Annotated in this window: 28 protein-coding genes; 16 read left to right on the top strand and 12 right to left on the bottom strand. The window is 71.9% G+C overall.

Annotation, left to right across the window (positions count from 1 at the left end; translation table 11 throughout):
• The first annotated feature begins 10 nt into the window (after positions 1–10).
• The 3 genes from dxr (at position 11) to CWOE_RS17525 (ending at position 4,168) form a co-directional block, all read left to right on the top strand.
• A complete protein-coding gene (dxr, locus tag CWOE_RS17535) occupies positions 11–1,168 on the top strand; it encodes a 1-deoxy-D-xylulose-5-phosphate reductoisomerase (RefSeq protein ID WP_012934979.1) in 1,158 nt (385 codons plus the stop codon).
• A complete protein-coding gene (locus tag CWOE_RS17530) occupies positions 1,165–2,256 on the top strand; it encodes a M50 family metallopeptidase (protein ID WP_012934978.1) in 1,092 nt (363 codons plus the stop codon). Before dxr ends, CWOE_RS17530 begins: the two co-directional genes overlap by 4 nt.
• A gap of 88 nt (positions 2,257–2,344) precedes the next feature.
• On the top strand, positions 2,345–4,168 hold the full coding sequence (locus tag CWOE_RS17525; RefSeq protein ID WP_012934977.1) for an AMP-dependent synthetase/ligase: 1,824 nt from the start codon (positions 2,345–2,347) through the stop codon (positions 4,166–4,168).
• On the opposite strand, the gene CWOE_RS17520 is transcribed toward CWOE_RS17525, so the two are convergent.
• The 10 genes from CWOE_RS17520 to urtA are packed head-to-tail and all read right to left on the bottom strand — an operon-like array spanning position 4,165 to position 13,523.
• Entirely contained in the window at positions 4,165–4,911 is a 747-nt protein-coding gene (locus CWOE_RS17520; protein ID WP_012934976.1) for an urease accessory protein UreD, read from the bottom strand. The genes CWOE_RS17525 and CWOE_RS17520 overlap by 4 nt on opposite strands.
• The gene (ureG, locus tag CWOE_RS17515) at positions 4,895–5,614 is read right to left on the bottom strand and encodes an urease accessory protein UreG (RefSeq protein WP_012934975.1); all 720 of its coding nucleotides are present in this window, start codon (positions 5,612–5,614) and stop codon (positions 4,895–4,897) included. Before ureG ends, CWOE_RS17520 begins: the two co-directional genes overlap by 17 nt.
• Positions 5,604–6,377 (bottom strand): urease accessory protein UreF, encoded by a 774-nt coding sequence (locus tag CWOE_RS34150; RefSeq protein WP_012934974.1) that lies wholly within the window; start codon positions 6,375–6,377, stop codon positions 5,604–5,606. The genes ureG and CWOE_RS34150 overlap by 11 nt, the downstream gene beginning before the upstream one ends.
• Positions 6,377–8,095, bottom strand: a complete 1,719-nt coding sequence (locus tag CWOE_RS17505; RefSeq protein ID WP_012934973.1) for an urease subunit alpha — start codon at positions 8,093–8,095, stop codon at positions 6,377–6,379. Before CWOE_RS17505 ends, CWOE_RS34150 begins: the two co-directional genes overlap by 1 nt.
• Positions 8,092–8,718 carry an urease subunit gamma gene (locus CWOE_RS17500; protein WP_012934972.1) on the bottom strand — a complete coding sequence of 209 codons (627 nt, stop codon included), beginning with the start codon at positions 8,716–8,718 and terminating at the stop codon, positions 8,092–8,094. Before CWOE_RS17500 ends, CWOE_RS17505 begins: the two co-directional genes overlap by 4 nt.
• A complete protein-coding gene (urtE, locus tag CWOE_RS17495; RefSeq protein ID WP_012934971.1) occupies positions 8,715–9,470 on the bottom strand; it encodes an urea ABC transporter ATP-binding subunit UrtE in 756 nt (251 codons plus the stop codon). Before urtE ends, CWOE_RS17500 begins: the two co-directional genes overlap by 4 nt.
• Complete coding sequence (urtD, locus tag CWOE_RS17490) at positions 9,467–10,240, bottom strand: urea ABC transporter ATP-binding protein UrtD (RefSeq protein ID WP_012934970.1); 774 nt, start codon at positions 10,238–10,240, stop codon at positions 9,467–9,469. Before urtD ends, urtE begins: the two co-directional genes overlap by 4 nt.
• A complete protein-coding gene (gene urtC / locus CWOE_RS17485) occupies positions 10,237–11,358 on the bottom strand; it encodes an urea ABC transporter permease subunit UrtC (protein ID WP_012934969.1) in 1,122 nt (373 codons plus the stop codon). The genes urtD and urtC overlap by 4 nt, the downstream gene beginning before the upstream one ends.
• Positions 11,355–12,245, bottom strand: coding sequence for an urea ABC transporter permease subunit UrtB (gene urtB, locus CWOE_RS17480; protein WP_012934968.1), 891 nt, complete (start codon positions 12,243–12,245; stop codon positions 11,355–11,357). Before urtB ends, urtC begins: the two co-directional genes overlap by 4 nt.
• 18 nt (positions 12,246–12,263) lie before the next feature.
• Positions 12,264–13,523, bottom strand: a complete 1,260-nt coding sequence (gene urtA / locus CWOE_RS17475) for an urea ABC transporter substrate-binding protein (protein WP_012934967.1) — start codon at positions 13,521–13,523, stop codon at positions 12,264–12,266.
• A 142-nt stretch (positions 13,524–13,665) separates the two neighbouring features.
• Here urtA and ispG point away from each other — a divergent pair, with 142 nt between their 5' ends.
• From ispG to CWOE_RS32895, 12 genes are all read left to right on the top strand, one after another.
• Positions 13,666–14,967, top strand: a complete 1,302-nt coding sequence (gene ispG, locus CWOE_RS17470; RefSeq protein ID WP_012934966.1) for a flavodoxin-dependent (E)-4-hydroxy-3-methylbut-2-enyl-diphosphate synthase — start codon at positions 13,666–13,668, stop codon at positions 14,965–14,967.
• A gap of 66 nt (positions 14,968–15,033) precedes the next feature.
• A complete protein-coding gene (locus tag CWOE_RS17465; RefSeq protein WP_012934965.1) occupies positions 15,034–15,837 on the top strand; it encodes an alpha/beta fold hydrolase in 804 nt (267 codons plus the stop codon).
• Positions 15,838–15,940: 103 nt separating this feature from the next.
• Positions 15,941–16,900, top strand: a complete 960-nt coding sequence (locus tag CWOE_RS17460) for a hypothetical protein (RefSeq protein ID WP_012934964.1) — start codon at positions 15,941–15,943, stop codon at positions 16,898–16,900.
• Between the two features lie 52 nt (positions 16,901–16,952).
• Positions 16,953–18,635, top strand: a complete 1,683-nt coding sequence (locus tag CWOE_RS17455; RefSeq protein ID WP_012934963.1) for a proline--tRNA ligase — start codon at positions 16,953–16,955, stop codon at positions 18,633–18,635.
• Positions 18,617–19,294 carry a CDP-alcohol phosphatidyltransferase family protein gene (locus CWOE_RS17450; protein WP_012934962.1) on the top strand — a complete coding sequence of 226 codons (678 nt, stop codon included), beginning with the start codon at positions 18,617–18,619 and terminating at the stop codon, positions 19,292–19,294. The genes CWOE_RS17455 and CWOE_RS17450 overlap by 19 nt, the downstream gene beginning before the upstream one ends.
• 87 nt (positions 19,295–19,381) lie before the next feature.
• Positions 19,382–19,636: an RsiG family protein gene (locus CWOE_RS17445; RefSeq protein ID WP_012934961.1), complete on the top strand. Its 255-nt coding sequence runs from the start codon at positions 19,382–19,384 to the stop codon at positions 19,634–19,636.
• Positions 19,637–19,652: 16 nt separating this feature from the next.
• Positions 19,653–20,120, top strand: coding sequence for an FHA domain-containing protein (locus CWOE_RS17440; RefSeq protein ID WP_012934960.1), 468 nt, complete (start codon positions 19,653–19,655; stop codon positions 20,118–20,120).
• A gap of 2 nt (positions 20,121–20,122) precedes the next feature.
• The gene (gene ftsR, locus CWOE_RS17435) at positions 20,123–20,923 is read left to right on the top strand and encodes a transcriptional regulator FtsR (protein WP_148261057.1); all 801 of its coding nucleotides are present in this window, start codon (positions 20,123–20,125) and stop codon (positions 20,921–20,923) included.
• A gap of 25 nt (positions 20,924–20,948) precedes the next feature.
• On the top strand, positions 20,949–21,476 hold the full coding sequence (locus tag CWOE_RS17430) for an adenine phosphoribosyltransferase (protein WP_041732826.1): 528 nt from the start codon (positions 20,949–20,951) through the stop codon (positions 21,474–21,476).
• Positions 21,476–21,937, top strand: a complete 462-nt coding sequence (locus CWOE_RS17425; RefSeq protein WP_012934957.1) for an SRPBCC family protein — start codon at positions 21,476–21,478, stop codon at positions 21,935–21,937. Before CWOE_RS17430 ends, CWOE_RS17425 begins: the two co-directional genes overlap by 1 nt.
• A gap of 75 nt (positions 21,938–22,012) precedes the next feature.
• Positions 22,013–22,588, top strand: coding sequence for a hypothetical protein (locus CWOE_RS17420; protein WP_012934956.1), 576 nt, complete (start codon positions 22,013–22,015; stop codon positions 22,586–22,588).
• A 124-nt stretch (positions 22,589–22,712) separates the two neighbouring features.
• On the top strand, positions 22,713–23,291 hold the full coding sequence (locus CWOE_RS32895; protein WP_012934955.1) for a hypothetical protein: 579 nt from the start codon (positions 22,713–22,715) through the stop codon (positions 23,289–23,291).
• Between the two features lie 42 nt (positions 23,292–23,333).
• On the opposite strand, the gene CWOE_RS17410 is transcribed toward CWOE_RS32895, so the two are convergent.
• The gene (locus CWOE_RS17410; RefSeq protein WP_012934954.1) at positions 23,334–24,449 is read right to left on the bottom strand and encodes an RNA polymerase sigma factor; all 1,116 of its coding nucleotides are present in this window, start codon (positions 24,447–24,449) and stop codon (positions 23,334–23,336) included.
• Between the two features lie 29 nt (positions 24,450–24,478).
• On the opposite strand from CWOE_RS17410, the gene CWOE_RS17405 reads away from it, so the two are divergent.
• A complete protein-coding gene (locus CWOE_RS17405; protein WP_012934953.1) occupies positions 24,479–24,886 on the top strand; it encodes a PaaI family thioesterase in 408 nt (135 codons plus the stop codon).
• A gap of 52 nt (positions 24,887–24,938) precedes the next feature.
• On the opposite strand, the gene CWOE_RS17400 is transcribed toward CWOE_RS17405, so the two are convergent.
• On the bottom strand, positions 24,939–26,570 hold the full coding sequence (locus CWOE_RS17400; RefSeq protein ID WP_012934952.1) for a PucR family transcriptional regulator: 1,632 nt from the start codon (positions 26,568–26,570) through the stop codon (positions 24,939–24,941).
• Between the last annotated feature and the right edge of the window lie 149 nt (positions 26,571–26,719).

Below are 26,719 nucleotides of genomic sequence, written 5' to 3'. Positions count from 1 at the left end.
AATCCACGGCATGCCCCGCCGCCTGCTCATCCTCGGCTCGACCGGGTCGATCGGAACGCAGGCGCTCGACATCGTCGCGCGCTCCGAAGACCTCGAACTCGTCGGCCTCTCCGCCCAGACCTCGTGGGAGACGCTGGTGCGGCAGGCGCGCGACTTCGGCGTCGACCGGATCGGGCTCGCGGACCCTGACGCGGGCGCGCGGGCGGGCGAGGCGTGGACCGACGGGGAGGTGCTGAGCGGGCCCGAAGGGCTCGTGCGGCTCGTCGTCGAGTCCGAGGCCGACCTCGTCCTCAACGCGCTCGTCGGCTCCGCCGGCCTCGGGCCGACCGTCGCGACGCTCGGCGAGGGGATCGACCTCGCGCTCGCGAACAAGGAGTCGCTCGTCGTCGGCGGCGAGCTGGTCAACCAGCTCGCAGAGGCGACCGGCGCACAGATCGTCCCGGTCGACTCCGAGCACTCCGCGATCCACCAGCTGCTCGCCGGTGAGGACCGCGGGACCGTCGACAAGATCGTCCTGACGGCGTCCGGCGGCCCGTTCCGCGGCAGAACCGCCGATGAGCTGCGCGACGTGACCGTCGAGCAGGCGCTCGCGCATCCGACGTGGGCGATGGGCGGCAAGATCACGATCGACTCCGCGACGCTGATGAACAAGGGCCTGGAGCTGATCGAGGCCCACCACCTGTTCGGCACGCCGTACAGCCAGCTCGACGTCGTCGTCCACCCCCAGTCGATCGTCCACTCCGCCGTCCAGCTGTGCGACGGCTCGACGCTCGCGCACCTCGGCTACCCCGACATGCGCGTGCCGATCTCCTACGGGCTCCACTATCCGGAGCGCGCCGAGGTGCCGCTCAGAGCGCTCGACCTCGCCGCCGTCGGCTCGCTCACGTTCGAGCCGGTCGACACCGACACGTTCGCCTGCCTGCGGCTCGCGCGCGAGGTCGGCGAGGCCGGCGGCACCGCGCCGTGCGTGCTGAACGCGGCGAACGAGATCGCCGTCCACGCGTTCCTCGCCGGCAGGCTGCGCTTCCTCGAGATCGCCGAGGTGATCCAGCACGCGCTGGACACGGTCCCGACCGGGCAGATCCACGCGTTCGAGACGCTCTACCGCGCCGACCGCGCGGCGCGCGACGCGGCGCGCGAGCTGGTCGAGGAGCGGGCCGCGGCATGATCCCGATCCTGCTCGCCTTCCTCGGCTTCTGTGCGCTGATCGTGCTGCACGAGCTGGGTCACTTCACCGCCGCGAAGGCCGTCGGCATGCGCGTCGAGAAGTTCTCGCTGTTCTTCGGCCGCCCGCTCGCGAAGGTCCAGAAGGGCGAGACCGAGTACGCGGTCGGCTGGATCCCGGCGGGCGGCTACGTCCGCATCACGGGCATGAACCCGACGGAGGAGATCCCGGAGGAGATCGCCCACCGCGCGTACTACCGGATGCCGGTGTGGAAGCGGATCGTCGTCATCTCTGCCGGCCCCGCGGTCAACATCGTCGTCGCGTTCCTGATCATCTGGGCGCTGCTGCTCGCCAACGGCCGCGTCACCAACGACTACGTCGTCTCTCCCGAGGGGCTCGGCCCGCCGGCCGCGCAGTACCTCCAGCCCGACGACAGAATCGTCAGCGTCGACGGCGTCAGAGGCGACCCGGCCGCGATCGCGAGACAGGTCGCGACGCACAGATGCGCCGGCGTGCAGGTCGACGGCTGCGAGGCGCAGACGGCCGCGACGGTCGTCGTCGAGCGCGACGGCAGACTGCGGACGTTCGAGATCACGCCGCGCTACGACGGCGCGAGAGGGATCGAGCGCACGCGCCTCGGCTTCAGCTACGGCTACGGCAGCGCGGACGTCAATCCCGCGCAGGCGGCCGATCTCAGCGTCACGAACATGTGGGACGTGACCAGACTGACGGTCACCACCTTCAGCAAGATCTTCCAGGAGAGAGAGCGCGAGCAGCTGAGCGGCGTCGTCGGCACATCCGAGACGCTGCGGCAGGGATTCGAGTTCAGCACCACACGCGCGCTCGGGATCCTCGCGCTGATCTCGCTGTCGCTCGCGATCATCAACCTCTTCCCGTTCCTGCCGCTCGACGGCGGTCACATCTTCTGGGCGGTCGTCGAGAAGGTGCGCGGCGGGCGGCCGGTGCCGTTCTCGGTGATGGAGAAGGCGGGCGCGGTCGGCTTCGTGCTCGTGATCATGCTCTTCTTCATAGGGCTCTCCAACGACATCGGCCGCATCAGCGACGGCACGCTCGGCGAAGTCAGTCGCTGACCTGACGCGTGCGGCTCGCGCGGGGGTGCGGCTCAGGTAGCGTCTTCGCAGCCCCGGCGCTGTCAACGTCACCGGAGGAGGGCGAACGATGGAAGGCAGCACGATCCCGGCCGCGACGCCGCAGGCGGTCGATGCAGCGACGCTCGGGGAGGCCCTGCGTCGCACCGCGGCCGCCCATCCCGACCTCGTAGCCGTCCGCACGCTCGACGACGCGCTCTCGCTGACGTGGTCGGAGCTGCGCGCCCGCGTCGACGCGCTCGCCGGCGGCCTCGCCCGGCTCGGCGTCGGGCGCGGCGACAACGTCGCGCTGATGCTCTCCAACCGCCCCGAGTTCCACCTCGCCGACCTCGCGGTCGTGACGCTCGGCGCGGCGCCGTTCTCGATCTATCTGACCTCCTCGCCGGAGCAGATCCGCTACGTCGTCGCCGACGCGGAGGCGCGCGTGGCGGTCGTCGAGCAGGCGTTCCTCGGGCGGCTGCTGGAGGCGCGCAGAGAGCTGCCGCTGCTGGCGCACGTGATCGTCGTCGACGGCACGGCAGACGCGGGAGAGGGGCTGCTGGCGCTCGCCGACGTCGAGGGCTCCGACCCGTCGTTCGACGTCGACGCGGCGCTCGCCGCGGTCGAGCCCGGCGACGTCGCGACGCTGATCTACACGTCCGGCACGACCGGCCCGCCGAAGGGCGTCGAGCTGTCGCACCACAGCATCTTCGGCGCGGTCCGCTGCGTGCAGGAGGTGATCCAGCTGGATCCTGGCGCGCGCGTGATCTCATGGCTGCCGGCCGCGCACATCGCCGAGCGCGCCGCGCACCACTACATTCCGGTCGTCTACGCCGCGACGATCACGACCTCGCCCGACCCGAGAGCGATCGTCGCGACGCTGCCGCAGGTCAGACCGAACTGGTTCTTCGCCGTCCCGCGCATCTGGGAGAAGCTGAAGGCGGGGCTGGAGGCGATGCTCTCCGCACAGCCGGAGGAGCAGCGCGCCAGAGTCGAGGCAGCGCTGGAGGCGGCCAAGCAGCGGGTGCGACTGCGCCAGCAGGGTGCCGAGGTGCCGGCCGAGCTGGAGGCCGCCGTCGCCGCCGCCGACGAGGCGGTCTTCTCCGGCCTGCGCGCGATGCTCGGCCTCGACCAGGTCGTCACGGTCAACGTCGGCGCGGCGCCGACGCCGCCGGAGGTGATCGAGTTCTTCCACGCGCTCGGGATCGAGCTGGCCGAGCTGTGGGGGATGTCGGAGACGTGCGGCGCAGGGACCGTCAACCGCCCCGGCGCGGTGCGGATTGGCACCGTCGGCCCAGCCGCCCCGGGCGTCGAGGTGAGACTCGCCGAGGACGGCGAGCTGCTGATGCGCGGCTCGTGCGTGATGCGCGGGTACCGCAACCGGCCCGACCTGACGGCCGAGGTGCTCGACGGCGACGGCTGGCTGCGGACCGGCGACGTCGCGGAGATAGACGCCGACGGCTACGTCAAGATCGTCGACCGCAAGAAGGAGCTGATCATCAGCTCCGCCGGCAAGAACATGTCGCCCGCGAACATCGAGGCGACGCTGAAGACCTCCTCGCCGCTGATCGGCCAGGCGTGCGTGATCGGTGACGCGCGCCCGTACAACACGGCGCTCGTCGTGCTCGACTCCGACTTCGCGCCGGCGTGGGCGAGACAGCAGGGGCTGGCAGCGGCTGAGAGCGGCGACCTCGCCGCGCTGGCCGGGGAGCTGGCCGTGCAGGCGGCGGTCCAGGCCGGCGTCGACGCCGCCAACGAGCGGCTGTCACGCGTCGAGCAGATAAAGCGGTTCACGATCGTCCGCGGCGACTGGCTGCCCGGCGGCGACGAGCTGACGCCGACGATGAAGCTCAAGCGCCGGCCGATCTCCGACAAGTACCAGGCCGAGATCGAGCAGATGTACGCCGGGCACTAGGCGTCGGAGGACCAGGCGCTGAGGACGCGCGCGGCGGCCGGCTCGGGGTCGGCGCCGCGCGGGTGCAGGGCGCGCCAGCTCGTCCCCGGCCCGGCGAGCTGGGTCGAGCCCGGCACGTCCGCGCCGCGCGCGCCGAGCAGCACGATCGCGTCGAGCACGGCCGCGTCGCCTGCGACGACCGGCGAGCGGAGCGTCGCGAGGTCGGCCGTGTCGAGCTGCTCGTGCAGCAGCGGGCGGCCGTCGTGCGTGGCGCGGAAGCGGCTGCGCAGCGCGCCGGGCGCCTCGTCGCTGCGGCCCAGCACGACGGTCTCGCGCAGCAGCGCCTGCGCGCCGGCGGCGAGCACCACGCGCGTGTCGCGCTCGACGGCGGACCCGTGCGCGAGCACGAGCGGGCGGGCGAGCCAGCGCAGCCGCGCGCCCGCGGCGAGCGTGACGGCGACGCTGAGCCGCGCGGGCGCTCCACCACGGACGTGGTGCGCGACAGTCGCACCGGTCTCCAGCACGTCGAGTGCGGCGCGCTCGCCGAGCACCAGCTCGATCCGCGCGTCGTCACCGGCGAGGAGCGTCGCGGCGGTCTGCACGAGCGCGACGCAGGCGGCGCCGCCGGGGGCGTCGCGCAGCGGCCGCGGCGCCCACGGAGCCGCGGCGCGCAGCATCGTCAGGACGGTGCGTCCGCCATGCCGCTCAGCGTGGACGAGGGTGGTGGCGTGCGGTGCGGCGCTCTCTTCAGTGGGCGTGGGCATGGTCGTGGGTGTGACCGTGCGGGCCGTGCGGCGCGGGCGGGCCGGGATCCTCGCTCACGAGCGCTCCGGCCCGCCACACCGCGAGCTGGTCGAGCGCCCACGCCGCGACCTCGGCGACGCCGGCCGGGTCGCGCAGGCTGACCGCCACCGTCGGGCGGCCGTCCCGTCGCTCGGCCGAATCCCTCAGCATCGTCTCGACCGACGCGCCGACGTGCGGGGCGAGATCGACCTTGTTGATGACGAGCAGGTCCGAGCGCGCGACCCCCGGTCCGCCCTTGCGCGGGACGTCGTCGCCGCCGGCGACGTCGAGCACGAAGATCTGCGTGTCGGCGAGCGCGGGACTGAAGCACGCGGTGAGGTTGTCGCCGCCGGACTCGACGAGCACGACGTCGAGCGGGCCGTGTGCGCGTTCGAGGTCCTCGACCGCCTGCAGGTTGGCGGAGACGTCGTCGCGGATCGCGGTGTGCGGGCAGCAGCCGGTCTGCACCGCGACGATCCGCTCGGGTGCCAGCACGCCCTGGCCGCGCAGGAAGATCGCGTCCTCGGTCGTGTAGATGTCGTTCGTCACGACGCCGAGCCGCAGCTCGGTGCCGAGGCGCCGGCAGAGCGCGGCGATCAGCGACGACTTGCCGGTGCCGACCGGCCCGCCGATGCCGATCCGCAGCGCGCGGCCCGTGGCGGTGGTTTCGGGGTCAGGTGACAAAGAGCCTCCCGTCGGAGCGGTCGTGGTCGAGTGAGCGGAGATCGAGAAAGGGGGTGGAGGTGGCGGGGAGCCACTGTGGTTCGCGTGCGCTCCGCTCGTGCGGCGCTGGCGGGGCTGGCGGCAGCCGGTTGGCATCGAGGGAGTGCGCGGGCGGGCGTCCTGCGGCCACGCTCTCCGCAAGCGTCGCGATTCGCGGCGCCAGCTCCGCCACCCAGGCGGTCGCGTCGGCGGCGTCGAGCGGCAGCAGCTTCACCGCCGCCGCGGCGACGCCGGCGACGTCCTCGTAGAGGACGAGCCGGGCGGCCTCGACGGGTGCCAGGCCGGTGGCACCGGCGAGCACGCCGAACGCGACGGGCCGCGGCGTCCAGCCGCTCTCCCGCAGGTAGGCCGAGAGGGTCGGGTCGTCGGGCCGCAGCCGCTGCCCGACTCGCAGCAGCGCCCGCCCGAGCTGCCGCGCCGCCGCCCGCAGCGGCGCCGACGCGGTCCGCGCGGCCAGCTCGTCGTCGAGCGTCAGCAGCGCGGTGACGGGAGGTGGGGCAGTTTGCACCCCTACAGGGGGTGCAGATTGACGCACGTCGCATGCGGCGGCCGCGAACGCGGCGTCGACCCGGGCGACGGTGGCGAGGCGGGCGGCGGCGAAGGCTTGGACGTCGCCCGCGCCGAGGCCGGACTCCACGGCGGCTTCGAGCCCGCCGGAGTGGGCGTAGCCACCCAACGGGGTGCGGCTGTCGGCGAGCAGGAGGGACAGGACCGAAGTCGACATCAGAACATCGCGTAGCGCTGGGCGAGCGGCAACAGCCCCGCCGGGGCCTGTTCGACCGCCGCACCGTCGACCGTCACGACGAACGTCTCGGAGTCCACCTCGATCGTGGGCAGGGCGTCGTTGCCCGGCATGTCGGCCTTCGACAGCCCGCGCGTGTCGGTCACCGCGACGAGGCGGCGACGCAGGCCGAGGCGCTCTGCCAGTCCGTCCTCCATCGCAGCCGGCGCGACGAAGGAGAGCGATCGGCTCCCAGCGGCGCTGGGGGAGGCGCCGAACATCGGCCGCGACAGGATCGGCTGCGGCGTCGGGATCGACGCGTTCGCATCGCCGATCGGCGCCCACGCGACCGCGCCGCCCTTGATCACCAGCCGCGGCCGGATCGCGAAGAACGCTGGGTCCCACAGCACGAGGTCGGCCAGCTTGCCGGGCTCGACGGAGCCGACCTCGTGATCGATCCCGTGCGCGACCGCGGGGCAGATCGTGTACTTCGCTACGTAGCGGCGCGCGCGGGCGTTGTCGGCTCCCAAGGCGCCGCCGTCGCCGGCCAGGACGCCCCAGCGCGCCTTGCCGACGTGCGCGGTCTGCCACGTCCGCACGATCGTCTCGCCGACGCGGCCCATCGCCTGCGCGTCGGAGCCGATGATCGAGATCGCGCCGAGGTCGTGCAGCAGGTCCTCCGCGGCGATCGTCGTGGCGCGGATGCGCGACTCCGCGAACGCGAGATCCTCCGGCACGCGCGGGTTGAGGTGGTGGCAGACGATCAGCATGTCCTGGTGCTCGGCGACCGTGTTGACCGTGTGCGGGCGCGTCGGGTTGGTCGAGGACGGCAGGACGTTCGGATGCGCGGCGATCGCGATGATGTCGGGCGCGTGGCCGCCGCCTGCACCCTCGGTGTGGAACGTGTGGATCGTGCGGCCGCCGATCGCCGCGACCGTCGACTCGAGGAAGCCGGCCTCGTTGAGCGTGTCGGTGTGGATCGCGACCTGGATCCCCCAGCGCTCGGCCGCCGTCAGGCAGGCGTCGATCGCGGCCGGCGTCGAGCCCCAGTCCTCGTGCAGCTTCATCCCGCCCGCGCCGCCGAGCACCTGCTCCTCCAGACCCGCGGCGCTGACCGTGTTGCCCTTGCCGAGCAGCAGCACGTTGACGGGCAGCTCGTCGAGCGCGCGGTGCATCAGCGCGAGCGCGTCGGCGCTCGGGGTGCACGTCGTCGCGCGGGTGCCCTCGGTCGGGCCGGTGCCGCCGCCGATCAGCGTCGTGATCCCGGCGGCGACCGCCTCGGTCACGATCGACGGGGTGATGAAGTGGACGTGGCAGTCGACGCCGCCGGCGGTGAGGATCCGACCCTCGCCCGCGATCACGTCGGTCGACGGGCCGATCCGCAGCGCGGGGTGGACGCCGTCCATCACGTCCGGGTTGCCGGCCTTCCCGAGTGCGGAGATCCGCCCGTCGCGGATCCCGACGTCGGCCTTCACGACGCCCCAGTGGTCGAGCACGAGCACGTTCGTGATGACGAGGTCCGGGGCGCCGTCGGCGCACGTCGTGGAGCCCTGCGCCATCGACTCGCGGATCGTCTTGCCGCCGCCGAAGACGGCCTCGTCGCCGCCGCGGCAGAAGTCCTCCTCGGGTGTGACCCAGAGGTCGGTGTCGGCGAGCCGGACGCGGTCGCCGACGGTCGGGCCGTAGAGCTGCGCGTAGCGCTCGCGCTCGACGCTCGTCACGACGCCACCTCGCGCAGCTGGAGCCCGGCCACGTGGCGCGCGCCCGCGAGTGCGACGAGCGTGACCGTGCACGCGAGCCCTGGCTCGAAGCGGACCGACGTGCCGGCCGGCACGTCGAGGCGGAAGCCGCGCGCGGCGTCGCGGTCGAAGCGCAGCGCCCCGTTCGCGTCGGCGAAGTGGAAGTGCGAGCCGACCTGGACCGGGCGGTCGCCGTCGTTGATGACGTCGAGCGTGCGGCGCTCGCGGCCGGGCGCGAGCGGGACCGGCTCGGAGCCGACGACGACGGCCCCCGGCGGGAGCGAGCCGGACGTGGCGGTGGACGCGACCGGCTGATGGAGCGTCACGAGCTTGCGGCCGTCGGGGAACGTCGCCTCGACCTGGACCTCGTCGAGCAGCTCGGCGACGCCGTCCATCAGCTCCTCGGGCGCGAGCACGTGGCGGCCGTCGGCCATCAGCTGCTCGACGGTCGCGTCGCCGTCGCGGGCGCGCTCGATCACCCACGTCGCCAGCAAGGCGACCGCCTCCGGGTGGTTGAGCCGGACGCCGCGAGCACGACGATCGCGCGCGACCATCCCGGCGACCGACAGCAGCAGCTTCTCGACGTCGGACGGAGGCAGCTTCATACGGCGAGCAGCCGGCGCACGTGGCCGTCCTCCAGCGCCGCCGTCTCGCCCGCGTCGATCACGCGGCCGGCGTCCATCACCGCGTAGCGCTCCGCCAGCCGCAGCGCGAAGTCGACGTACTGCTCGACCAGCAGGATCGACAGCCCGGCGCTGCGCTTGAGCTGGGCGATCGCGTCCTCGATCTCCAGGATGATCGACGGCTGGATCCCCTCTGTGGGCTCGTCCAGCAGCAGCAGCTTCGGCCGCGTCACGAGCGCGCGGGCGATCGCGAGCTGCTGCATCTGCCCGCCGGAGAGGAAGCCGGCCGGGCGGTCGAGCAGCCCGCGAAGCCGCGGGAAGAGGTCGAGCGCCTCATCGATCGCGCCGCGGTCGAGGTCGCGCCGCGCCTCCTGTACGACGCGCAGGTTCTCCATCACCGTCAGCTGCGGGAAGCAGTCGCGGCCCTGCGGCACGAACGCGATCCCCGCCCGCGCGCGCTCGTACGGCTTCAGCTTCGTGACGTCCTCGCCGTCGAGCACGATCCGCCCGCGGCGGGCGCGCAGCAGCCCGACGATCGTCGACATCAGCGTCGACTTGCCGACGCCGTTGCGGCCCATCAGGCAGCAGAGCCCGTTGCGCGGCACGCCGAGCGAGACGCCGAACAGGACCGCGGTCGAGCCGTGGCCGCCGTCGACCGCCTCGATCCGCAGCAGGTCGTCGTCGCGCACGGCGCCGTCCACGACCGTGGCGGGAGCGATCGCCGGCGCGCTCATGCGACCGCCTCCGCGCCCGCGCCGCGCGCGTCGCGCGGGCGTCCGAGGTAGACCTCGCGCACCGTCTCGTCCTGCTGCACCTCGCCCACCGTCCCCTCGGTCAGGATCCGTCCCTCGTGCATCACCGTCACGCGCGTCGCGAAGCGGCGGACGAAGTCCATGTCGTGCTCGATCACGAGCACCGTCGTGCCCTCGGCGGCGATCCGCTCGATCAGCTCGCCGGTGCGCGTGCGCTCGTCGCCGGTCATGCCGGCGACCGGCTCGTCGAGCAGCAGCAGCCGCGGCCCCTGCACGAGCACCATCGCGACCTCCAGCCACTGCCGCTGACCGTGCGACAGCACGCCGGCGTTCGCGTCCGCCAGCTCGTCGAGGCCGACTGCGCGGAGCGCGTCGAGCACGCCCGGCGAGGTCCCGCGCCGCTGGCGCAGGAGCGAGCCGAAGCGCATCCGGAAGCTCGCCGCGACGTCGACGTTGTCGAGCACCGTCAGCTGCTCGAAGACGGTCGGCGTCTGGAACGTGCGGCCGACACCGCGGCGCACGATCTGGTGCTCGCGCCGCCGCACCAGCTCGGCGCCCTCGAAGCGGATCGAGCCGGCCGCGGGCTTCACGAGCCCCGTGATCGCGTCGACCAGCGTCGTCTTGCCGGCGCCGTTGGGACCGATCAGGAAGCGGATCTCGTCGCGTTCGACGGTCAGGTCGAGCCCGTCGATCGCGTGGAAGCCGTCGAAGACGACCTTCAGCCCGCGGACCTCCAGCAGCATGTCGCTCATCGCACGACCTCCAGCTCTCTCTCGGCGACGGGCTGCGGCGCCCGTCGCGACCGCAGTCTTCGCGCCCGCTCCTGCAGCGCCTCCGAGACGCCTGCCAGGCCCTTCGGGGCGAACGCGATCACGACGATGAAGAGCGCGCCCTGGAGGTAGAGCCAGCCGGACGGAAAGCGCTCCGACAGGTCCGTTCTCGCCCAGCTGACGAGGATCGCGCCAGCCGCGGCCCACGCGAGCACCGTGCGCCCGCCGAGCGCGACCCAGATCACCATCTCGATCGACGGGACGATCCCGAGCAGGGCGGGGGACATGATCCCGACGACCGGCACGAACAGCGCGCCCGCGAGTCCGGCCATGCCGGCCGCCGCGACGTAGGCGATCACCTTCACGCGCGTGGGGTCGTAGCCGAGGAAGCGGACGCGGTCCTCCGCGTCGCGCACCGCCACCAGCACCTTGCCGTAGCGGCTGCGCGAGACCTGGCGCGCGAGCACGAAGACGACGAGGAAGACGACGGCCACGAGCAGGTAGAGCGTCCGCTTGTCGGCCGGGTTCGTCAGGTCGAGGCCGAAGAATCTCGTGAAGTTCGTCAGGCCGTTGGTGCCGCCGGTCGTGCCCTGCTGGCCGACGAGCACGATCACGAACGCGGCCGCCATCGCCTGCGAGAGGATCGCGAAGTAGGCGCCGCGGACCCGCTGGCGGAAGATCAGCGTGCCGAGCAGCGCCGCGACCGCCATCGGCACCAGCACGCAGGCCGCGATCGCGACCCACGAGCTGCGGAACGGCTCCCACAGCCACGGCAGCTCCGTCACGCCGCTCCAGGTCATGAAGTCCGGCAGCTGACCGGGGCCGGCCTCCGCGAGCTTCATGTGCATCCCCATCGCGTAGCCGCCGAGGCCGAAGAACAGCCCCTGGCCGAGCACGAGCATCCCGCCCTGGCCCCAGGCGAGCCCGATCCCGACGGCGATGATCGCGAAGCAGAGGTACTTCGCCAGCAGCGACAGGCGGAAGTCCGACAGCAGCGCGGGCGCGACCAGCAGCAGCGCCGCGGCCGCGAGCGTGAAGCGGATCAGGAAGCCGGCGCGCTGCGTGCCGGGCGGGAAGATCCGCGCAGCCCAGGCGCTCATGCCAGCCCCCGGCGCCGCGTCACGACGAGCCCCTGCGGGCGGAACTGGAGGAAGACGACGATCAGCGCGAAGACGGCGGCCTTCGCCAGCGACGCGTCGGTCCAGTACTCCAGATAGGCGTTCGCGACCCCGAGCGCGACAGCGGCGGCGATCGCGCCGCGCAGCTGGCCGAGGCCGCCGACGATCACGACGAGGAACGCGTCGATGATGTAGCTCGTGCCGAGCGTCGGGCCGATCGATCCGAGCAGCGTCACGGCGACGCCCGCGACGCCCGCGAGGCCGGAGCCGATGAAGAACGTGAGGCGGTCGACGCGCGGTGTGCGCACGCCGGACGCCGACGCGAGGTCGCGGTTCTGCACGACCGCTCGCATCCGTCGGCCTGCCGGCAGCTTCGACAGGTAGAACCAGATCGCGACGAGCGCGACCAGCACGAGGCCGATGATGAAGAGCCGCGTGTACGGCATCGAGACGCCCGCGACGGTGACGCCGCCCTCCAGGAAGGAGGGCGCCTTCACCTGCACGTTGGGCGCGCCGAAGATGTCGCGCGCCAGCTGCTGGAGCATCAGCGAGACGCCCCAGGTGACGAGCAGCGTGTCGAGCGGCCGCCCGTGCAGCCGTCTGATCAGCGTGAACTCGAGGATCAGCCCGAGCACACCGCCGACGAGGAACGCGAGCGGCAACGCCAGCCCGAAGGCCAGCGTCACCGCGCCCGTGAAGACCGACGTCTGCAGCACGTACGCGGTGTACGCGCCGGCCATCACGAACTCGCCGTGGGCCATGTTGATGACGTTCATCTGGCCGAACGTGAACGTCAGCCCCAGCGCCACCAGCAGCAGCACCGACGCCACGCTCAGCCCGATGAAGAGCTGTGAGAGGAACACGTCCACGGCGAGTCCCAGACCTTCCTAGAGGCCCTCGGCCCAGTCGTAGCCTCTGAGGTAGGGGTCCGGCTCCACCGGTCTGCCGGAGTCCCACACCTCTCTGATCTGGCCGTCCGGCTCGACGATGCCGATGCGGGCGGTCTTGTAGATGTGCTGGTTGGAGTCGTGGACGGTGACTCTGCCCTCGGGCGCGTCGAACGTGAGGCCCTTCGACGCTTCTTTGACGGCCTCTGGGTCGGTCGATCTCGCTGCCTCGACCGCTCTCGCCCACAGATACACCTGCACGTAGCCGGCCTCGATCGGGTCTGCGGTGACGCGGTCGGCGCCGTACTTCGCTCTGTACGCCTTGACGAATCTTCTGTTCGCCGGTGTGTCGGTCGTCTGGTAGTAGTTCCACGCGACCGGGTGGCCGGCGACGTTCTCCGGCCCGATCCCGCGGACCTCCTCCTCGGCGACCGAGACCGACATCACGGGCATCTCTCTGGCGCTCACGCCGGCGCCCTTGAGCTGCTTGAAGAAGGCGACGTTGGAGTCGCCGTTGAGCGTGTTGAAGACGGCGTCCGGTCTCGCCTCCTGCAGCTTGGTGATCAGCGTGCCGTACTCGGTGTGGCCGAGCGGCGTGTACTCCTCGCCGAGGATCTCGACGTCGTTGGCCTCAGCCCAGGCCTTGATCTCCTTGTTGGCGGTGCGCGGGAAGACGTAGTCGGAACCGACGAGGAAGAGCGATCTCGCGCCCTGCTCCTTGAGGTACTCGAGGCCCGGGATGATCTGCTGGTTGGTCGTCGCGCCCGAGTAGAAGATGTACGGCGACTGCTCCAGGCCCTCGTACTGGACGGGGTAGTAGAGCAGCGCTCTGTTGCGCTCGAAGACCGGCAGCATCGCCTTGCGGCTCGCCGAGGTCCAGCCGCCGAAGGTGGCGGCGACTCTGTCCTCGGAGATCAGCTTCTGCGCCTTCTCCGCGAACGTCGGCCAGTCGGACGCGCCGTCCTCGATCACCGGCACGACTCTCTTGCCCATCACGCCGCCGGCGGCGTTGATCTCCTCGATCGCAAGCAGCTCCGCGTCCTTCACGGACACCTCGCTGATCGCCATCGTGCCCGACAGCGAGTGGAGCACGCCCACTCTGATCGTGTCGCCGTCGACGCCCGGCGCGCTGCTGCTCGCCGACGTGCCCGTGTCGGCGCTCGACTCGTCGCTGCTGCTGCCGCATCCCGTGATCGCGAGCGCCGCCACGATCGCCGCCACGATGATCGCCAAGATCCTGGTAGATCCCAGTCTGCCCATGCCGCTCCTTGTCGTAGTCGCTGACGTACCTCGGGCGGCAGTCTCGAATACGCGCGCGTTTCCATCTCCCTCCCGATGTCCAAACATCGCCGTCGCGATGAGTGACGGGTGGCGTAGCGCGGGCCTCTCTACACTCCAGGCCATGGCTTCGAAGCGGCAGATCCACGTCGGCGGGGTGCCGATCGGCGGCGGCGCGCCCGTCGCGGTGCAGACGATGACGAAGACCGAGACCGCCGATCTGGCCGCGACGATGGCCCAGATCCACCGTGTCGCCGAAGCCGGCGCCGACATCGTCCGCTGCGCGGTCCCGCGCGACGACGACGTCGAGGCGCTGAAGACGATCGTCAGAGAGTCCCCGATCCCGATCATCGCGGACATCCACTTCAACTACACGCTCGCGCTGAAGGCGATCGACGCCGGCGCGCACTGCATCCGGCTGAACCCGGGCAACATCGGCGGGCCGGACAAGGTCGCGCTCGTCGCCGAGAAGGCGAGAGCGGCCGGCGTCCCGATCCGCATCGGCGTCAACTCCGGCTCGCTGCCGAGACACTTGCACGCGCTCGAGCGCGAGAACTCCGTCGAGGCGCTGGTGACCGCGGCGGTTGAGTTCGTCGAGCTGATGGAGTCGCTGAAGTTCGACCAGTTCAAGGTCTCGATCAAGTCGACGAACGTGCCGAACACGATCGCGTCGAACCGCCTGCTGTCAGAGCGGATCCCGTACCCGCTCCATCTCGGCATCACCGAGGCGGGCACGAAGTGGTCGGGCTCGCTGAAGTCCTCCGTCGGGCTCGGCACGCTGCTCGCCGACGACATCGGCGACACGATCCGCATCTCTTTGTCCACGTTCCACGCGGAGGAAGAGGTCAAGGTCGCCTGGGAGATCCTCAAGGCGCTCCAGCTGCGCGAGCGCGGCCCGGTCCTGATCGCCTGTCCGACCTGCGGCCGCCTCCAGTTCGACATGGACACCGTCGTCGCGGACATCGAGAAGCGGCTGGAGTCCTACGAGGACCCGATCGAGGTCGCCGTGCTCGGCTGCGCGGTCAACGGCATCGGCGAGGCGTCGCACGCCGACTTCGGCATCACCGGCGCCAAGAACGAGGGCCTGATCTTCAGCCGCGGCAGAGCGCTGCGCAAGGTCCCGCAGGAGCAGCTGGTCGACACGCTCTTCGCCGAGATCGACAACTACGTCTCGGGCGGCAAGCAGATCGACGTCGACGACCGCGAAGCGGCCGAGGGCGCGGCGTGGCTGCAGGCGATCGAGGACGAGAACGCGGGCGAGATGACCCCGGAGCGGCTCGCCGCGCTGGAGAAGGCCGCCGCCGACGCGGTCGACTCCAACGAGCTGGACGAGATGTCGGGCAGACTGCTCGACGTCGTCGCCGCGAAGGCGCGGTTGGACGAGGCCGCGTCACCGACGGCCGGCCGCCGCTTCACGCGGTCATAGCCGTCCGGCTGGCCGGCCAGCCAGAACCCGCGCGCGGAGCGGGTGCGGTCGGGTAGCCTCGCGCGCATGCTCGTCCACGACCGTCGCGGCGCTGGTCCGCCGCTCGTCCTGATCCACGGCATCGGCGCTCGCCGAGGGGCGTGGGACCCCGTCGTGCAGCAGCTCGCGGCCGACCGCGAGACGATCGCGATCGACCTGCCGGGCTTCGGCGAGTCGTCTCCGCTGCCAGCGGAGACGACGCCCTCGATCGACGCCTACGTCGACGCCGTCGAGCGGTTCTTCGCCGACGCGGGGCTCGACCGGCCGCACGTCGCCGGCAACTCGATGGGCGGCGGGATCGCGCTGGAGCTGGCGCGGCGCGGCAGCGTCGCCAGCGCGACCGCGCTGTCGCCGATCGGCTTCTGGAGCCCGCTGGAGAACGCCTACGGCCAGGTGGTGCTGAAGCAGACGCACTTCCTCTCCGCGCGCGCGGGCGGTGTGCTGAAGCGCGGCGTCGGCTCGGCCGCGGGGCGCACGTTGATGCTGAGCCACATGTTCGGCCGCCCGGCGGCTGTCGACGCCGAGGCCGCGCGCCAGGACATCGCGCAGCTCGCCGCCGCGCCCGGCTGGAGCGGGACGCTGGCGCAGCTGCGCAAGTACCGGTTCACGAACGGCGCCGCGCTCGACGGCGTCCCCGTCACCGTCGGCTGGGGCACGCGCGACCGCCTGCTGGTCTACGCGACGCAGTCCAGACGCGCCAGGCAGGCGCTGCCGCACGCTCGCCACGTGGCGCTCGACCGCTGCGGGCACCTGCCGATGAGCGACGATCCCGATGGCGTCGCGGCGCTCTTGCGCGAGGCCAGCGCAACGTCGGGCCCGCACGCGGGTTAATCCCCGAAGACAGCGGATCTCCCCGCTACAGTCCAACGATCCCCCGGCTCCCCGCCGACGACCAGCGGCGCGGAGGCTCCTTCCCCCGAAAGGACCCACTGACGTGAAGCCTCGTCGTACGCTGCCTGCCGCTCTGGCAGGCGTGCTCCTCGCCGTCGCGCTGCTCGCCCCGGCGTCGAGCAGCGCCTTCGTGGTCGGCGTCGGCGACCAGAACCCGGCGCTGTTCGAGAACGAGCACCTGCAGGCGCTCGGCTCCAAGCGCACGCGACTGATCACGCCCTACGACTCGGTCCTGCACCGCGACCAGCGCGCCGACGTCGACGCGTGGATGCGCGCCGCGCGGCGCGCCGGCCAGGAGATCGTCGTCGCGTTCAACCCGCCTTCGGGGATGGCATGCCCGAACCTCAACGGCAAGCGCGGCTGCAGACCGGTCAGCTCCGCCCGCTACGGCAAGGCGTTCAAGGCGTTCCGCAAGCGCTACCCGTACGTGCGGATCATCCAGCCGTGGAACGAGGTCAACAGCCTCACGCAGCCGACGGTCTACAGACCGGACGCCGTCGTCACCTACTACGACGTCGTGCGCAAGAACTGCCGCGGCTGCACCGTCCTCGGCGCCGACATCCAGGACCTGCCGAACATGGTCCCGTACACGAGAAGCCTGCTGGCCGAGTTCAGACGCCGCCGCGTCCCGACCCCGCGCCTCTGGGGGATGCACAACTACACCGACACGAACCGCTTCGTGAAGGACGCCAACAGCAGCGTTCGCAAGCTCGCGCGGCTCGTGCCCGGCAAGATCTGGCTGACCGAGACCGGCGGCCTCTTCCGCTTCCAGCCGCAGAACGCGCGGCAGACGTTCCGTCCCGATCTCGCGCGGCAGGCGCGTGCGATCGACGCGGTCTTCAAGCAGGCGGGCCGCTACCGCGCCAAGATAGACCGCGTCTACCTCTATCACTGGTTCGCTGCGTCGACGACCAACCGCTGGGACTCGGGTGTGCTCGACGCGGCCGGTGCGCCGCGACCGGCGTACAGAGCACTGCAGAAGTACAAGCGCTACTTCCGCTAGGAAGGCCGTGGGGCACGGGCGCGGGGTCGCCGGCAGGTAGGCTTCCGCGCCCATGACCCGTCTCAGCTCCTACCTCCTCCCGACCGAGAAGCAGGCCCCGGCCGACGCCGAGGCGATCTCGCACCAGCTGATGGTCCGCGCGGGGCTGATCCGTCAGCTCGGCGCCGGCCTGTGGACGTACCTGCCGGCGGGCTGGCGGGTCCACCGCCGCGTCGAGCAGATCATCCGCGAGGAGATGGACGCGATCGGCGGCCAGGAGATGCTGATGCCGCTGCTGAACCCGGCCGAGCCGTGGCGTCGCACCGGGCGCATCGAGATCGACGAGATCTTCAAGCTCGAGGACCGCAAGGGCACCGAGATGGTGCTGGCGATGACGCACGAGGAGATCGTCACGACGCACGTCGCGCAGGTCGTCCGCTCCTATCGCGACCTGCCGCAGATCCTCTACCAGATCCAGGTCAAGGAGCGCGACGAGCCGCGCCCGCGCGCCGGGGTGCTGCGCACGCGCGAGTTCCGCATGAAGGACTCATACTCGTTCGACCGCGACGAGGCGGGCCTGGAGGAGAGCTACGCGAAGCACATCGTCGCGTACGACCGCATCTTCGAGCGGACCGGGCTGGAGTGGTACCGCGTCGAGTCGGACGTCGGCATGATGGGCGGGACGGCTGCGCACGAGTACATGGCGCCGTGCGCCGCCGGCGAGGACGAGGTCGCGCTCGCGCCCGGCTACGCCGCGAACCTCGAGGTTGCCAGCGCCGACCCGCAGCCGGCCGAGCTGCCGGCGCCGCTGTCGCAGCCCGAGGAGGTTCACACGCCGGGCCTGACGACGGTCGACGACGTCGCGCGCCGGCTCGGCGTCGCGCCCGGGGCGGTGCTGAAGGCCTATCCGGTGATCGCGGAGGGCCGAGGGCTCGTGCTCGTGCTCGTGCGCGGCGACCACCGCGTCAACGAGGTCAAGCTGCGCAACGCGCTCGGCACGCAGGTGCGGCCGGCGACCGCAGACGAGTTCGCGCGCAAGATCGGTCCCGCCGGCTTCATCGGCCCGGTCGGCGCGAACGCGCCGATCGTGCTCGACGACGCCGTCGGCGACGGCGGCTACGTGACCGGCGCAAACCGCGCCGACCACCACCTGAGGGGCGTCGAGCCGGGGCGCGACTTCCCGTTCGAACGTGCCGACGTCCGCGCGGTGGAGCCGGGCGACACCGTCGGCGGCCACCCGATCCGGATCGAGAAGGCGATCGAGGTCGGCAACATCTTCAAGCTCGGGACGAGATACTCGTCCGCGCTGGGGGCATCGTTCCTCGACGAGAGCGGCGCGCAGCAGCTCGTCACGATGGGCTGCTACGGGATCGGTCCCGCGCGCATCGTCGCCGCGGCGGTCGAGCAGTACGCCGACGACGCCGGCATCGCCTGGCCGCGCGCGCTCGCGCCGTTCGACGCCGAGCTGGTCGTGATCTCCAGAGGCGAGTCGGAGGAGCGCGCGTTCGCCGACAGGCTGTACGAGGAGCTGAAGGCGACCGGGCTCGACGTGCTCTACGACGATCGCGACGCCGGCCCCGGCGAGAAGTTCGCCGACGCCGAGCTGCTGGGCGCGCCGCTGCGCGTGACGGTCGGCAAGCGCACGCTCGCCGCCGGCGAGCTGGAGGTCCAGTTGCGGCGCGGGCGCGAGAGACGCAGCGTGCCGCTGGAGGGGGCCGCCGAGGCGGTGCACGAGTTGTGGCGGACACTCCCGTAGAACCGCCGAAGGACGGCGGCGGAGATGCGCCGCCGCCGCGCCAGAAGCTGACGTTCAAGCGCCTCTCGGGCCTTGACCGCTCGGGGCCGCCGCAGCCGGCGACGGTCGCGGGGGCGCCGCTGAACCCGTGGACGATCCCGAACGCGATCGGCTTCGTGCGGCTCGCGCTGATCCCGGTCTTCCTCGTCGTCGCGTTCTCCAGCGACGACGGCGTCGGGGCGGCGCCGGCGATCCTCTTCGCCGTGATCGGCTGGGGCGACTACGCCGACGGGATCGCCGCGCGCGTCACGCGCCAGTACTCGCGCTTGGGCGCGCTGATGGACCCGATCACCGATCGCCTGCTGGTGATCTCGGGCGTGGTCGTCTGCTGGAACTTCGAGCTGCTGCCGCGCTGGGCGCTCGCGCTCCTGGTCGCGCGCGAGGTCGCGATGCTGGGGATCGCGCAGTGGGGGCTGCGGCACGGGATCGACCTCGCGATCAACTGGCCGGGACGGCTCGCCGTCGCGCCGGTGATGGGCGGCCTCTTCTTCCCGATGTGCGGGCTGCAGACGCTCGGTGAGGTGCTGCTGTACGTCGGCCTGGCGCTCGCGCTGGCGGCGACGGCGCTCTACCTCCGCAGCGGTTTGGCGCAACTGCGCGCCCGCGAAGCCGAGAGCTGACCCTCAAGCTAAGCTTGAGCCCCGGTCAGATGGCCGGTATAGTGGATGGATCGCCCCAGCGCGCACCGGAACGGAGCACCACAAGTGATGGACACCTTCCCCGACCTCGGCTCTCTGACGGACCAGGAGCTGAAGGATCTGATCCAGCAGATGACCGAGGAGGAGATCGAGGTCTCCTACAAGCGGCGCATCCTGCACGGCAAGATCGACATCCTGCGGGCGGAGCTGGTCAACCGCCTGCGCAAGAGGCACGAGGGCGGCGAAGACGTGATCTCGGGCTCCGACGTCGAGAAGCTGACGGACATCCTGTCCGGCCGCGTGCCGGGCGGAGAGCCGAACTAGGTAGCGGGAGCGGCGCGTGGCGCTTCACTGTCCCGAATGCGGCTTCGCCAACGCGGTCGGAGCGAACTACTGCCAGCGCTGCGGTGCGTTCCTGGCGACCTCCGAGCCGGCGGCCAACGACACGACCGCGACGTACCGGATCGGCGAGACCGGCGAGATCGAGCCGGTCGAGCTGGAGGACGTCGTCGCACGCGGCGCAGCGCTCGTGATCCGCTCCGGTGGCGGGCGCACCGGCGAGTCGTTCGTGATCGACGGCGAGCGGATGACGATCGGCCGGCGGCCTGACAGCGACATCTTCCTCGACGACGTGACCGTCTCGCGCGACCACGCGCTGCTGGTGCGGCGCGGGCCGGACTGGTACCTCGACGACTGCGGCTCGCTCAACGGCACGTACGTGAACCGGACGCGGATCGAGTCGCACCAGCTCGAAGACGGAGACGAGTTGCAGGTGGGCAAGTACAAGCTGGCGTATCTCTCACGATGACGATGGCTGCCTCCGAGATCCCCCAACCCGTCGAGCCCGCCGCGGCCGCCGACGGGCCCGACCCGACCGCGCCGGCGGTCGAGGAGCCGGCGGCCAAGCCTGCGCGCCAGAAGGCGCTGACGATCGGCGCGGTCTGCAAGGCGTTGAAGCAGGAGTTCCCGGACATCTCGATCTCCAAGATCCGCTACCTGGAGGATCAGAAGCTGCTGACGCCGCGGCGGACGCAGGGCGGCTACCGCGTCTACACGCAGTCGGACGTGCAGCGCCTGCGGACGATCCTGCGGCTCCAGCGCGACGAGTTCCTGCCGCTCAGAGTGATCCGCCAGGAGCTTGCCGGCGGGCGCTCCGACAGCGACGTCGCGCCTGGTCCGGCGAGACCCGACGTGCGCCACCTGCGCCGCGCGGCGGTCGCCGTCAGAGGGCCGGGGGCGACGTACTCGCTCGACGACGTCGTCGAGGAGACGGGCGCCGATCCGAAGCTCGTGCTGGAGCTGGAGGACTTCGGCGTGATCCGCGGCGAGCAGCGCGCCGGCGTGCGCTACTACGACGAGACCGATCGCGAGATCGTCCGCGCCGTCACCGAGCTGGCGAGGTACGGCGTCGCCGGCCGCAACCTGCGCGTCTTCCGCACGTCCGCCGACCGCGAGTCGGCGCTGTTGCAGCAGATCCTCGCCCCGGCGCTGCGGTCGCGGAATCCGGAGCGACGCAGAGAGGCCGTCGAGACGCTGGAGAACCTCGCCGCCGTGGCGACGTACCTCAAGCATCTGCTGCTGATCCGCGACCTCCGCAGAATCTCCGGATAGCGCGTCGCCGGTGAGCCGGTCCGCGATCGACCTGCGCAGCTGCATCCGCGACATCCCCGACTACCCGCGGCCGGGGATCGTCTTCCGCGACATCACGCCGCTGCTGCTCGACGCGGCGGCGCTGTCGGAGGCGGTGCGGCGGCTGGCCGCGTACGGCGCGCCGCGCGCGGTCGACTTCGTCGTCGCCGCAGAGGCGCGCGGCTTCATCCTCGGCGCCGCGGTGGCGCGCGAGCTGGGCGCAGGCTTCGTGCCGGCGCGCAAGCCCGGCAAGCTCCCGCACGAGACGATCAGCGCCGAGTACATCCTCGAGTACGGCGTCGACGCGCTTGAGGTCCACGCCGACGCGATCGGGCACGGCGCGAACGTGCTGATCCACGACGACCTGCTCGCGACCGGCGGCACCGCCCGCGCGCTGTGCGACCTCGTCGAGCGGCTCGGCGGCCACGTCGTCGGCTGCGCCTTCCTCGCCGAGCTGGCGTTCCTCGGCGGCCGCGAGCGGATCGCGCCGTTCGACGTCTGCTCGCTCGTGACCTACGACAGCGAGACGGCGTAGTGCCGACGACGCGTCTGCGGCGCACGCTGCCGGCCGCGCCGGCCGACGTCTGGGCGATCCTCAACGATCCGTACCACCAGGCTCGCTGGTGGCCGCGCGTGCGGCGGATCGAGGGCGTCGACCTCGACCGCTTCACGCAGGTGCTCGGCACCGCGAGAGGCAAGGGCGTGCGGGCGGACTTCCGCATCCTGGCGCGTGAGGAGGAAGAGCTGCTGCAGTGGTCCCAGGAGCTGAAGGGCTCGCCGTTCGAGCGGCTGCTCGACGAGGCGATCACGACCTTCACGCTCACGCCGGCCGGTGACGACTCCGGCAGCACCGAGATCGCGGTCGAGCTGCGCCAGCGCCTGCGCGGCTGGTCGCGCCTGGCCCCGTTCCTCTTCAAGGGCGCGGCGAAGCGACAGCTCGGCGAGGCGCTCGACGGCCTCGCGGACGCCGTCGCGCCGGCGCCCGCCGGGCAGTAGCGGCGACGCACCGGTTAGAAGTAGGCTCGCGGCACGGCCGCGCCACCGGGGCGCGGCATGGGGAATGGGGGAAGCATGCGCAAGGCATTTTCTGTCGCGCTCGTCTGCGCGACCGCGCTCGGCTGCTGGGCGGCGACCGCCGCAGCAGACCTGGGCGACAGACTGACGATCACACCGGGTGGTGGCGTCACCCTCACAGGCAACCTGACGGTGAGATACAGCGGCACGACCATAACGTGCAATCCGCTCACGGCCGGCATCAACTTCACCACCGCGATAACGCAGGTCGACGGTCTAACGTCGATCGGGAGAGTGACGGGCGTCAACCCCGTCACGTGCACGCAGCCGATCGTGTTCCTAGACACGCCCTACAGCGTCGGCTTCCTACTACCGCTGCCGGCGCCCGGCGGGCCGCTGCAGATATTCGCGCTAACGGTGCGCGTCGGGTGGGGCTCGTGCCTATATCAGTCGACGCCGTGGCTGCTACTCACGCTCACGGACACGAACAGAAACGGCGCCTACGATACGGCGACGATCGCGGCGCAGACGCTGACGCGCTACGCCGGATCGGCGCTGATATGCCAGGCGAATGTCACGGTCTCCGCGACGGGGGTGGCGCTCTCCCCGGAGCAGGTGGTCAGAAGAGTCTGACGCAGGTGACATAGTGAAGGCTCTTCACGAATCGCAGCAGCGGTCGCCAGCGCCTTGCAGAACCACACTAAAATGAGGAAAAATGGCGCGCCTTGGGTGGGTGCGCTTGGGGGAAGGGGGAGTGATGCGCACCGCAAGCATTACCGCGCTCGTCTGCGCGGCCGCCGTGCTGTTGGGAGCTGCCGCCGCGAACGCGAACATCGGCGACAGATACACGCTGACTCCGGGCGGCAACACAACCGCTGCCGGGACGATCACCGCTCAGACGGGCAGCACGATAGTCACGTGCAACCCGCTGACGTTCGCGCTGTTCTTCAACAGCGCGATAACGCAGGTCGAGGGGCTAACGACACTCGGGGTCGCAGCAGCCTCTACGACGAGCAGATGCACGCACTCGGTCACGTTTCTAGACCTGCCGTACAACATCGGCTTCCTACTACCGGTGCCGTCCGACGGCAGACCGATCGGGATATACCTGCTAGTCGTGCGAATAGCCGTCACGTACACGATAGTGTCGTGCCTATTCAGAGCGGCAGTGCTGCTAGGGACGTTGACGGACAACAACCACGACGGCAGCTACGAGACGGTCACGTTTGCCAGAGCGAACCTCGACTACGTCTCCGGCGGCGTCTTCTGCGACGACGCGGCGACGCTCAACGGGACGCTCACGCTGTCACCGACGCACAGAGTCAGAAGAGTCTGAGCAGACCGGGACACGGCCGGCGCGGCCCTGGGCCGCGCCGCCCTAGCCGTTTCTGTTGACTCTGAGCGTGCCCTGCAGGACGACCTGCGCGGGCGCGCTCGGGGTCGTTCTGCTTGTGATCGACTCGCGCGAGACGAGCACCTCGTCGTAGCGCGCGGTGTCTCTCGGCAGCGCCGAGCTGACCGTGAAGGCGCCGTCTCTGCCGACCTGGTTGGGCACGTAGCCGAGGAAGCGGGCTCTGCCGCTGCCTCTCGCGCGCAGCCAGGCGGCGTAGATGTCGGCCTGGCCGTTGGGCTCGATTCTCTGGACCTGGACCGCGACGACCGGTCTCTGGTCCTGGACCATGATGAAGGCGACGCCGACGGGCGATTCGCCGCCGCCCGGCGGGTTCAGGTTGACCTGCTGCAGGACGGTCGGCTCCTGTCCTGCTCTGTCGCCGGTCGTTCTCTGCTGCTGCGTCTGCGCCGCCGGCGTCTCGGAGCCGCCGTCATCGTCGCCGCCGTTGCTCAGCACGACGATCAGCACGACCGCGACGAGCACTGCGACGCCGCCGAGCAGCAGCATCCCGCCGAGCCTGGACGGTCCGCCGCCCGCGGTCGTGCGGCTGCGCTCGCGGGGCGCGCGCGGAGGGGTGGAGGAGGCAGCGGGGGCCGCCGGCTCCGGAGCGGGGGCGCCGGCGGCGTCCGTGTCGTCGCCGGCGTCGGCGTCCGGCGTGGACGGCGCGACGTCGGTGGGAGCGGGCGCGTCGGCGGGCGCGGGCGGGGCGGCAGCGGCCGCCGGGGGCGTGGCGCCGTTGCGGGCGGCGCCGGGGATCTGGGGCAGCTCGCCGCTCGCGACCGGCGCGAGCTCGGCGTGCAGCGCGCCGGCCCAGCGGCGGGCGGCGCGAGAGTCCTCCAAGTGCTGGACGGTCGTGGCGCGATCAGCGTCGCTCTGCTGACCGAGCAGGTAGTCGGCGATCTGGCCGCGGCGCTCGGGCGTCAACGCGGCGCCGGCGCCGTTGGGCACGAGCGCGTCCAGTCCGGCGTGCGCGCGGGCGCGCACGGCTGCCTCGTCGATCTTGAGCAGACCGGACAGGTCGGCGTAGCCGCGGCCCTGCTTGAGAATCAGCTGGAGGACGGCGCGCTGGTCAGGGGGAAGCGTCTCGAAGGCAGCGCTCATCTCCGCCAAGCGTACTATCGTGCCGCGCCGTGAGCCTCAGACCCCTTCCTCCCTCTGAAAGCGGCTTCGATTCGCTCCTCGGCTACGAGGAGCTGCTGCACGGCGACGGCGAGATGCGCGCTCGCATACCTGTGAAGCCCGAGCTGCTGCAGCCGTTCGGCCTCGTCCACGGCGGCGTCTACGCAAGCGTCGCGGAGACGCTCGCCTCGCTCGGCACGTTCCTCGGCGTCAGCAGAGACGGCATGCACGCGATGGGCCTGTCGAACCAGACGAGCTTCATCCGCCCGATCACCGAGGGCCACATCAACGTGAGCGCGAGAGCGATCCACCGCGGTTCGACAACGTGGATCTGGGAGTGCGAGGTGCGTGACGACGCCGACCGCCTTTGCGCCGTCACGCGCATGACGATCGCGGTGCGCGCCCCGCGCGCGAGCTGAGCGGCACCGCGCGGACTGAGCGCGGCCGCGGGCGAGCGCCGCGGACGGGCGCTCAGTCGCGCTCGACGTAGCGTCGCGCCTCGACCGCGAGGTGCAGCGTCAGCAGTTCCTGCGCGTCGGACAGGTCGGCGCCGAGCAGCTGCTCGATCCGGTCGAGGCGGTGGTAGAGCGCCTGCCGGTTGAGGTGCAGCGCGCGCGCCGTCTCGGCCTTGTGGCCGCCGTGCGCGCAGAGCGCTTCGAGCGTCGGCAGCAGCTGGTGTCTGCGTCTGCGGTCGTGGGCGACGAGCGGCCCCAGGCGCCGCTGCACGAGCGCCGCCAGCTCGCGGTCCTCGCGCCAGCGCCACAGCAGTCGCTGCAGCTCCAGCGTGCGCGCGTCGTACCACGCCGCCGCGGGCAGCGGCCCGGCGCTCGCCGCGCCCTCGGCGGCGAACCGCAGCTCGCTGCCGATCGCGTCCCAGCCGGCCGCCCGGCCGACCGCGACGACCAGCTCGGCGCCGCCGATCCGGCGCGTCGCCGCCGTCCGCAGCGCCGCCGCCGCCAGCGCGGCGGTCGCGTCGCGCTCGGCCTGCTCGTGCAGCGCGACGAGCGCCAGCAGCTGACCGGGGTGCTCGCGCTGTCCGACGAGCGCCGCGGCGCCGCGGCCCTCCAGCTCGACCTGCGCGTCGCGCAGCACGAGGCTCCACTCGGCCGGCTCGACCGGCGCCGCCGTCTCGGCGGCGAGCCCGAGCAGCAGCCCTGAGGCCGGCGCGAAGCCGATCAGCTCCGCCTGGCGGCGCGCCGCCGCGGTCGCGATGCGGCCGCCGGAGAGGCTGAGCAGGAACGAGCCGCGCTCGCGCGCCAACAGCTCCTCCTCCTGCCGGCTGCGCTGGAGCGACAGCGCGACGAGGCCGGCGGCGCGGTCGAGCACGAGCCGCGCCAGCTCGTCGAGCGGGTCGGTCACCGGCAGCACGACGAGCCGGCCGGGCGCGCCGCGGCCGAGCGGGACGGGCGCCGCGATCCCCGCGCGCCACGGCGCGCCGCCGGCGGCGTCGCGCCCGCGCGTGGAGGCCCACGCGTCGAGCGCGTCCTCGCCGCGCGCGTCGCCGGCCGGGACGGCGTGCGCGAGCACGCGGCCGCGCGCGCCCTCCAGCACGACCGGCGTCGCGAGCGTCTCGGCGAGCACGCGCAGGACCTCCGGGATCCCCTCGCCGTCGAGCACGACCTCGGTCAGGCGGCGGTGGATCTCGTCGCAGCGCTGCAGCACCGCGTAGCGGCTGTTGACCAGCTCGGTGTGGATCGCCTCGGTGACCGGGATGAACCTGACGTCGCGGCGGAACGCGACGAGCGGCAGGCCGCGCTGCTCGGCCTCGCGCACGAGCGCGGGCGGCAGGTCGTCGAGCGCGCCGCCGAGCTCGACGCAGAGCGCGGCGGCGCCGGCCTCGTCCAGCTCCTGCACGAAGCGGCGCTGCTCGGCCGGTCTGCGGCCGATCCCCATGCCGGTCGTCAGCAGCAGCTCGCCGCCGAGCAGCACCGAGGCGATGTAGGAGACCTCGCCGGCGTGGACCCAGCGGATCGGGCGGTCGAGGTTGCGCTCGCCGGCGACGACGACCGGCAGGCCCTGCTGGACGGCGGGCAGCGCGAGCGCCTGGGCCACCGTTATGCGCGGCGGCAGGTCGCCGGGGGAGGGGGAGGACGCCGCGGCCATGGCGTTCAGGGTCGCACATCAGACCTGCGACAGAACGTCCGCAGTCTTGGCGCAGCATGCGACGGTTCGTCCTCCTGCGGCGACCTCGGCCGGGCGCGACGCTTGGGCGCGATATGCACGAGCTGTGCGGCGGCCCCTGCGTGGCCCGT

The sequence above is a fragment of the Conexibacter woesei DSM 14684 genome (assembly GCF_000025265.1).
GTDB classification, from domain to species: Bacteria; Actinomycetota; Thermoleophilia; order Solirubrobacterales; family Solirubrobacteraceae; genus Conexibacter; species Conexibacter woesei.
The sequence above is the reverse complement of the archived record's forward strand: the minus strand, read 5'-3'. Positions and strand labels throughout refer to the sequence as shown.

What these genes read in the sequence shown, in the direction of transcription:
- dxr (WP_012934979.1), top strand. Translation starts at nt 11, where the DNA reads ATGCCCCGCCGCCTGCTCATCCTCGGCTCGACCGGGTCGATCGGAACG.
- CWOE_RS17530 (WP_012934978.1), top strand. Translation starts at nt 1,165, where the DNA reads ATGATCCCGATCCTGCTCGCCTTCCTCGGCTTCTGTGCGCTGATCGTG.
- CWOE_RS17525 (WP_012934977.1), top strand. Translation starts at nt 2,345, where the DNA reads ATGGAAGGCAGCACGATCCCGGCCGCGACGCCGCAGGCGGTCGATGCA.
- CWOE_RS17520 (WP_012934976.1), bottom strand. Translation starts at nt 4,911, where the DNA reads ATGCCCACGCCCACTGAAGAGAGCGCCGCACCGCACGCCACCACCCTC.
- CWOE_RS34150 (WP_012934974.1), bottom strand. Translation starts at nt 6,377, where the DNA reads ATGTCGACTTCGGTCCTGTCCCTCCTGCTCGCCGACAGCCGCACCCCG.
- CWOE_RS17500 (WP_012934972.1), bottom strand. Translation starts at nt 8,718, where the DNA reads ATGAAGCTGCCTCCGTCCGACGTCGAGAAGCTGCTGCTGTCGGTCGCC.
- urtE (WP_012934971.1), bottom strand. Translation starts at nt 9,470, where the DNA reads ATGAGCGCGCCGGCGATCGCTCCCGCCACGGTCGTGGACGGCGCCGTG.
- urtD (WP_012934970.1), bottom strand. Translation starts at nt 10,240, where the DNA reads ATGAGCGACATGCTGCTGGAGGTCCGCGGGCTGAAGGTCGTCTTCGAC.
- urtC (WP_012934969.1), bottom strand. Translation starts at nt 11,358, where the DNA reads ATGAGCGCCTGGGCTGCGCGGATCTTCCCGCCCGGCACGCAGCGCGCC.
- urtA (WP_012934967.1), bottom strand. Translation starts at nt 13,523, where the DNA reads ATGGGCAGACTGGGATCTACCAGGATCTTGGCGATCATCGTGGCGGCG.
- ispG (WP_012934966.1), top strand. Translation starts at nt 13,666, where the DNA reads ATGGCTTCGAAGCGGCAGATCCACGTCGGCGGGGTGCCGATCGGCGGC.
- CWOE_RS17465 (WP_012934965.1), top strand. Translation starts at nt 15,034, where the DNA reads ATGCTCGTCCACGACCGTCGCGGCGCTGGTCCGCCGCTCGTCCTGATC.
- CWOE_RS17455 (WP_012934963.1), top strand. Translation starts at nt 16,953, where the DNA reads ATGACCCGTCTCAGCTCCTACCTCCTCCCGACCGAGAAGCAGGCCCCG.
- CWOE_RS17445 (WP_012934961.1), top strand. Translation starts at nt 19,382, where the DNA reads ATGGACACCTTCCCCGACCTCGGCTCTCTGACGGACCAGGAGCTGAAG.
- ftsR (WP_148261057.1), top strand. Translation starts at nt 20,123, where the DNA reads ATGGCTGCCTCCGAGATCCCCCAACCCGTCGAGCCCGCCGCGGCCGCC.
- CWOE_RS17420 (WP_012934956.1), top strand. Translation starts at nt 22,013, where the DNA reads ATGCGCAAGGCATTTTCTGTCGCGCTCGTCTGCGCGACCGCGCTCGGC.
- CWOE_RS32895 (WP_012934955.1), top strand. Translation starts at nt 22,713, where the DNA reads ATGCGCACCGCAAGCATTACCGCGCTCGTCTGCGCGGCCGCCGTGCTG.
- CWOE_RS17410 (WP_012934954.1), bottom strand. Translation starts at nt 24,449, where the DNA reads ATGAGCGCTGCCTTCGAGACGCTTCCCCCTGACCAGCGCGCCGTCCTC.
- CWOE_RS17400 (WP_012934952.1), bottom strand. Translation starts at nt 26,570, where the DNA reads ATGGCCGCGGCGTCCTCCCCCTCCCCCGGCGACCTGCCGCCGCGCATA.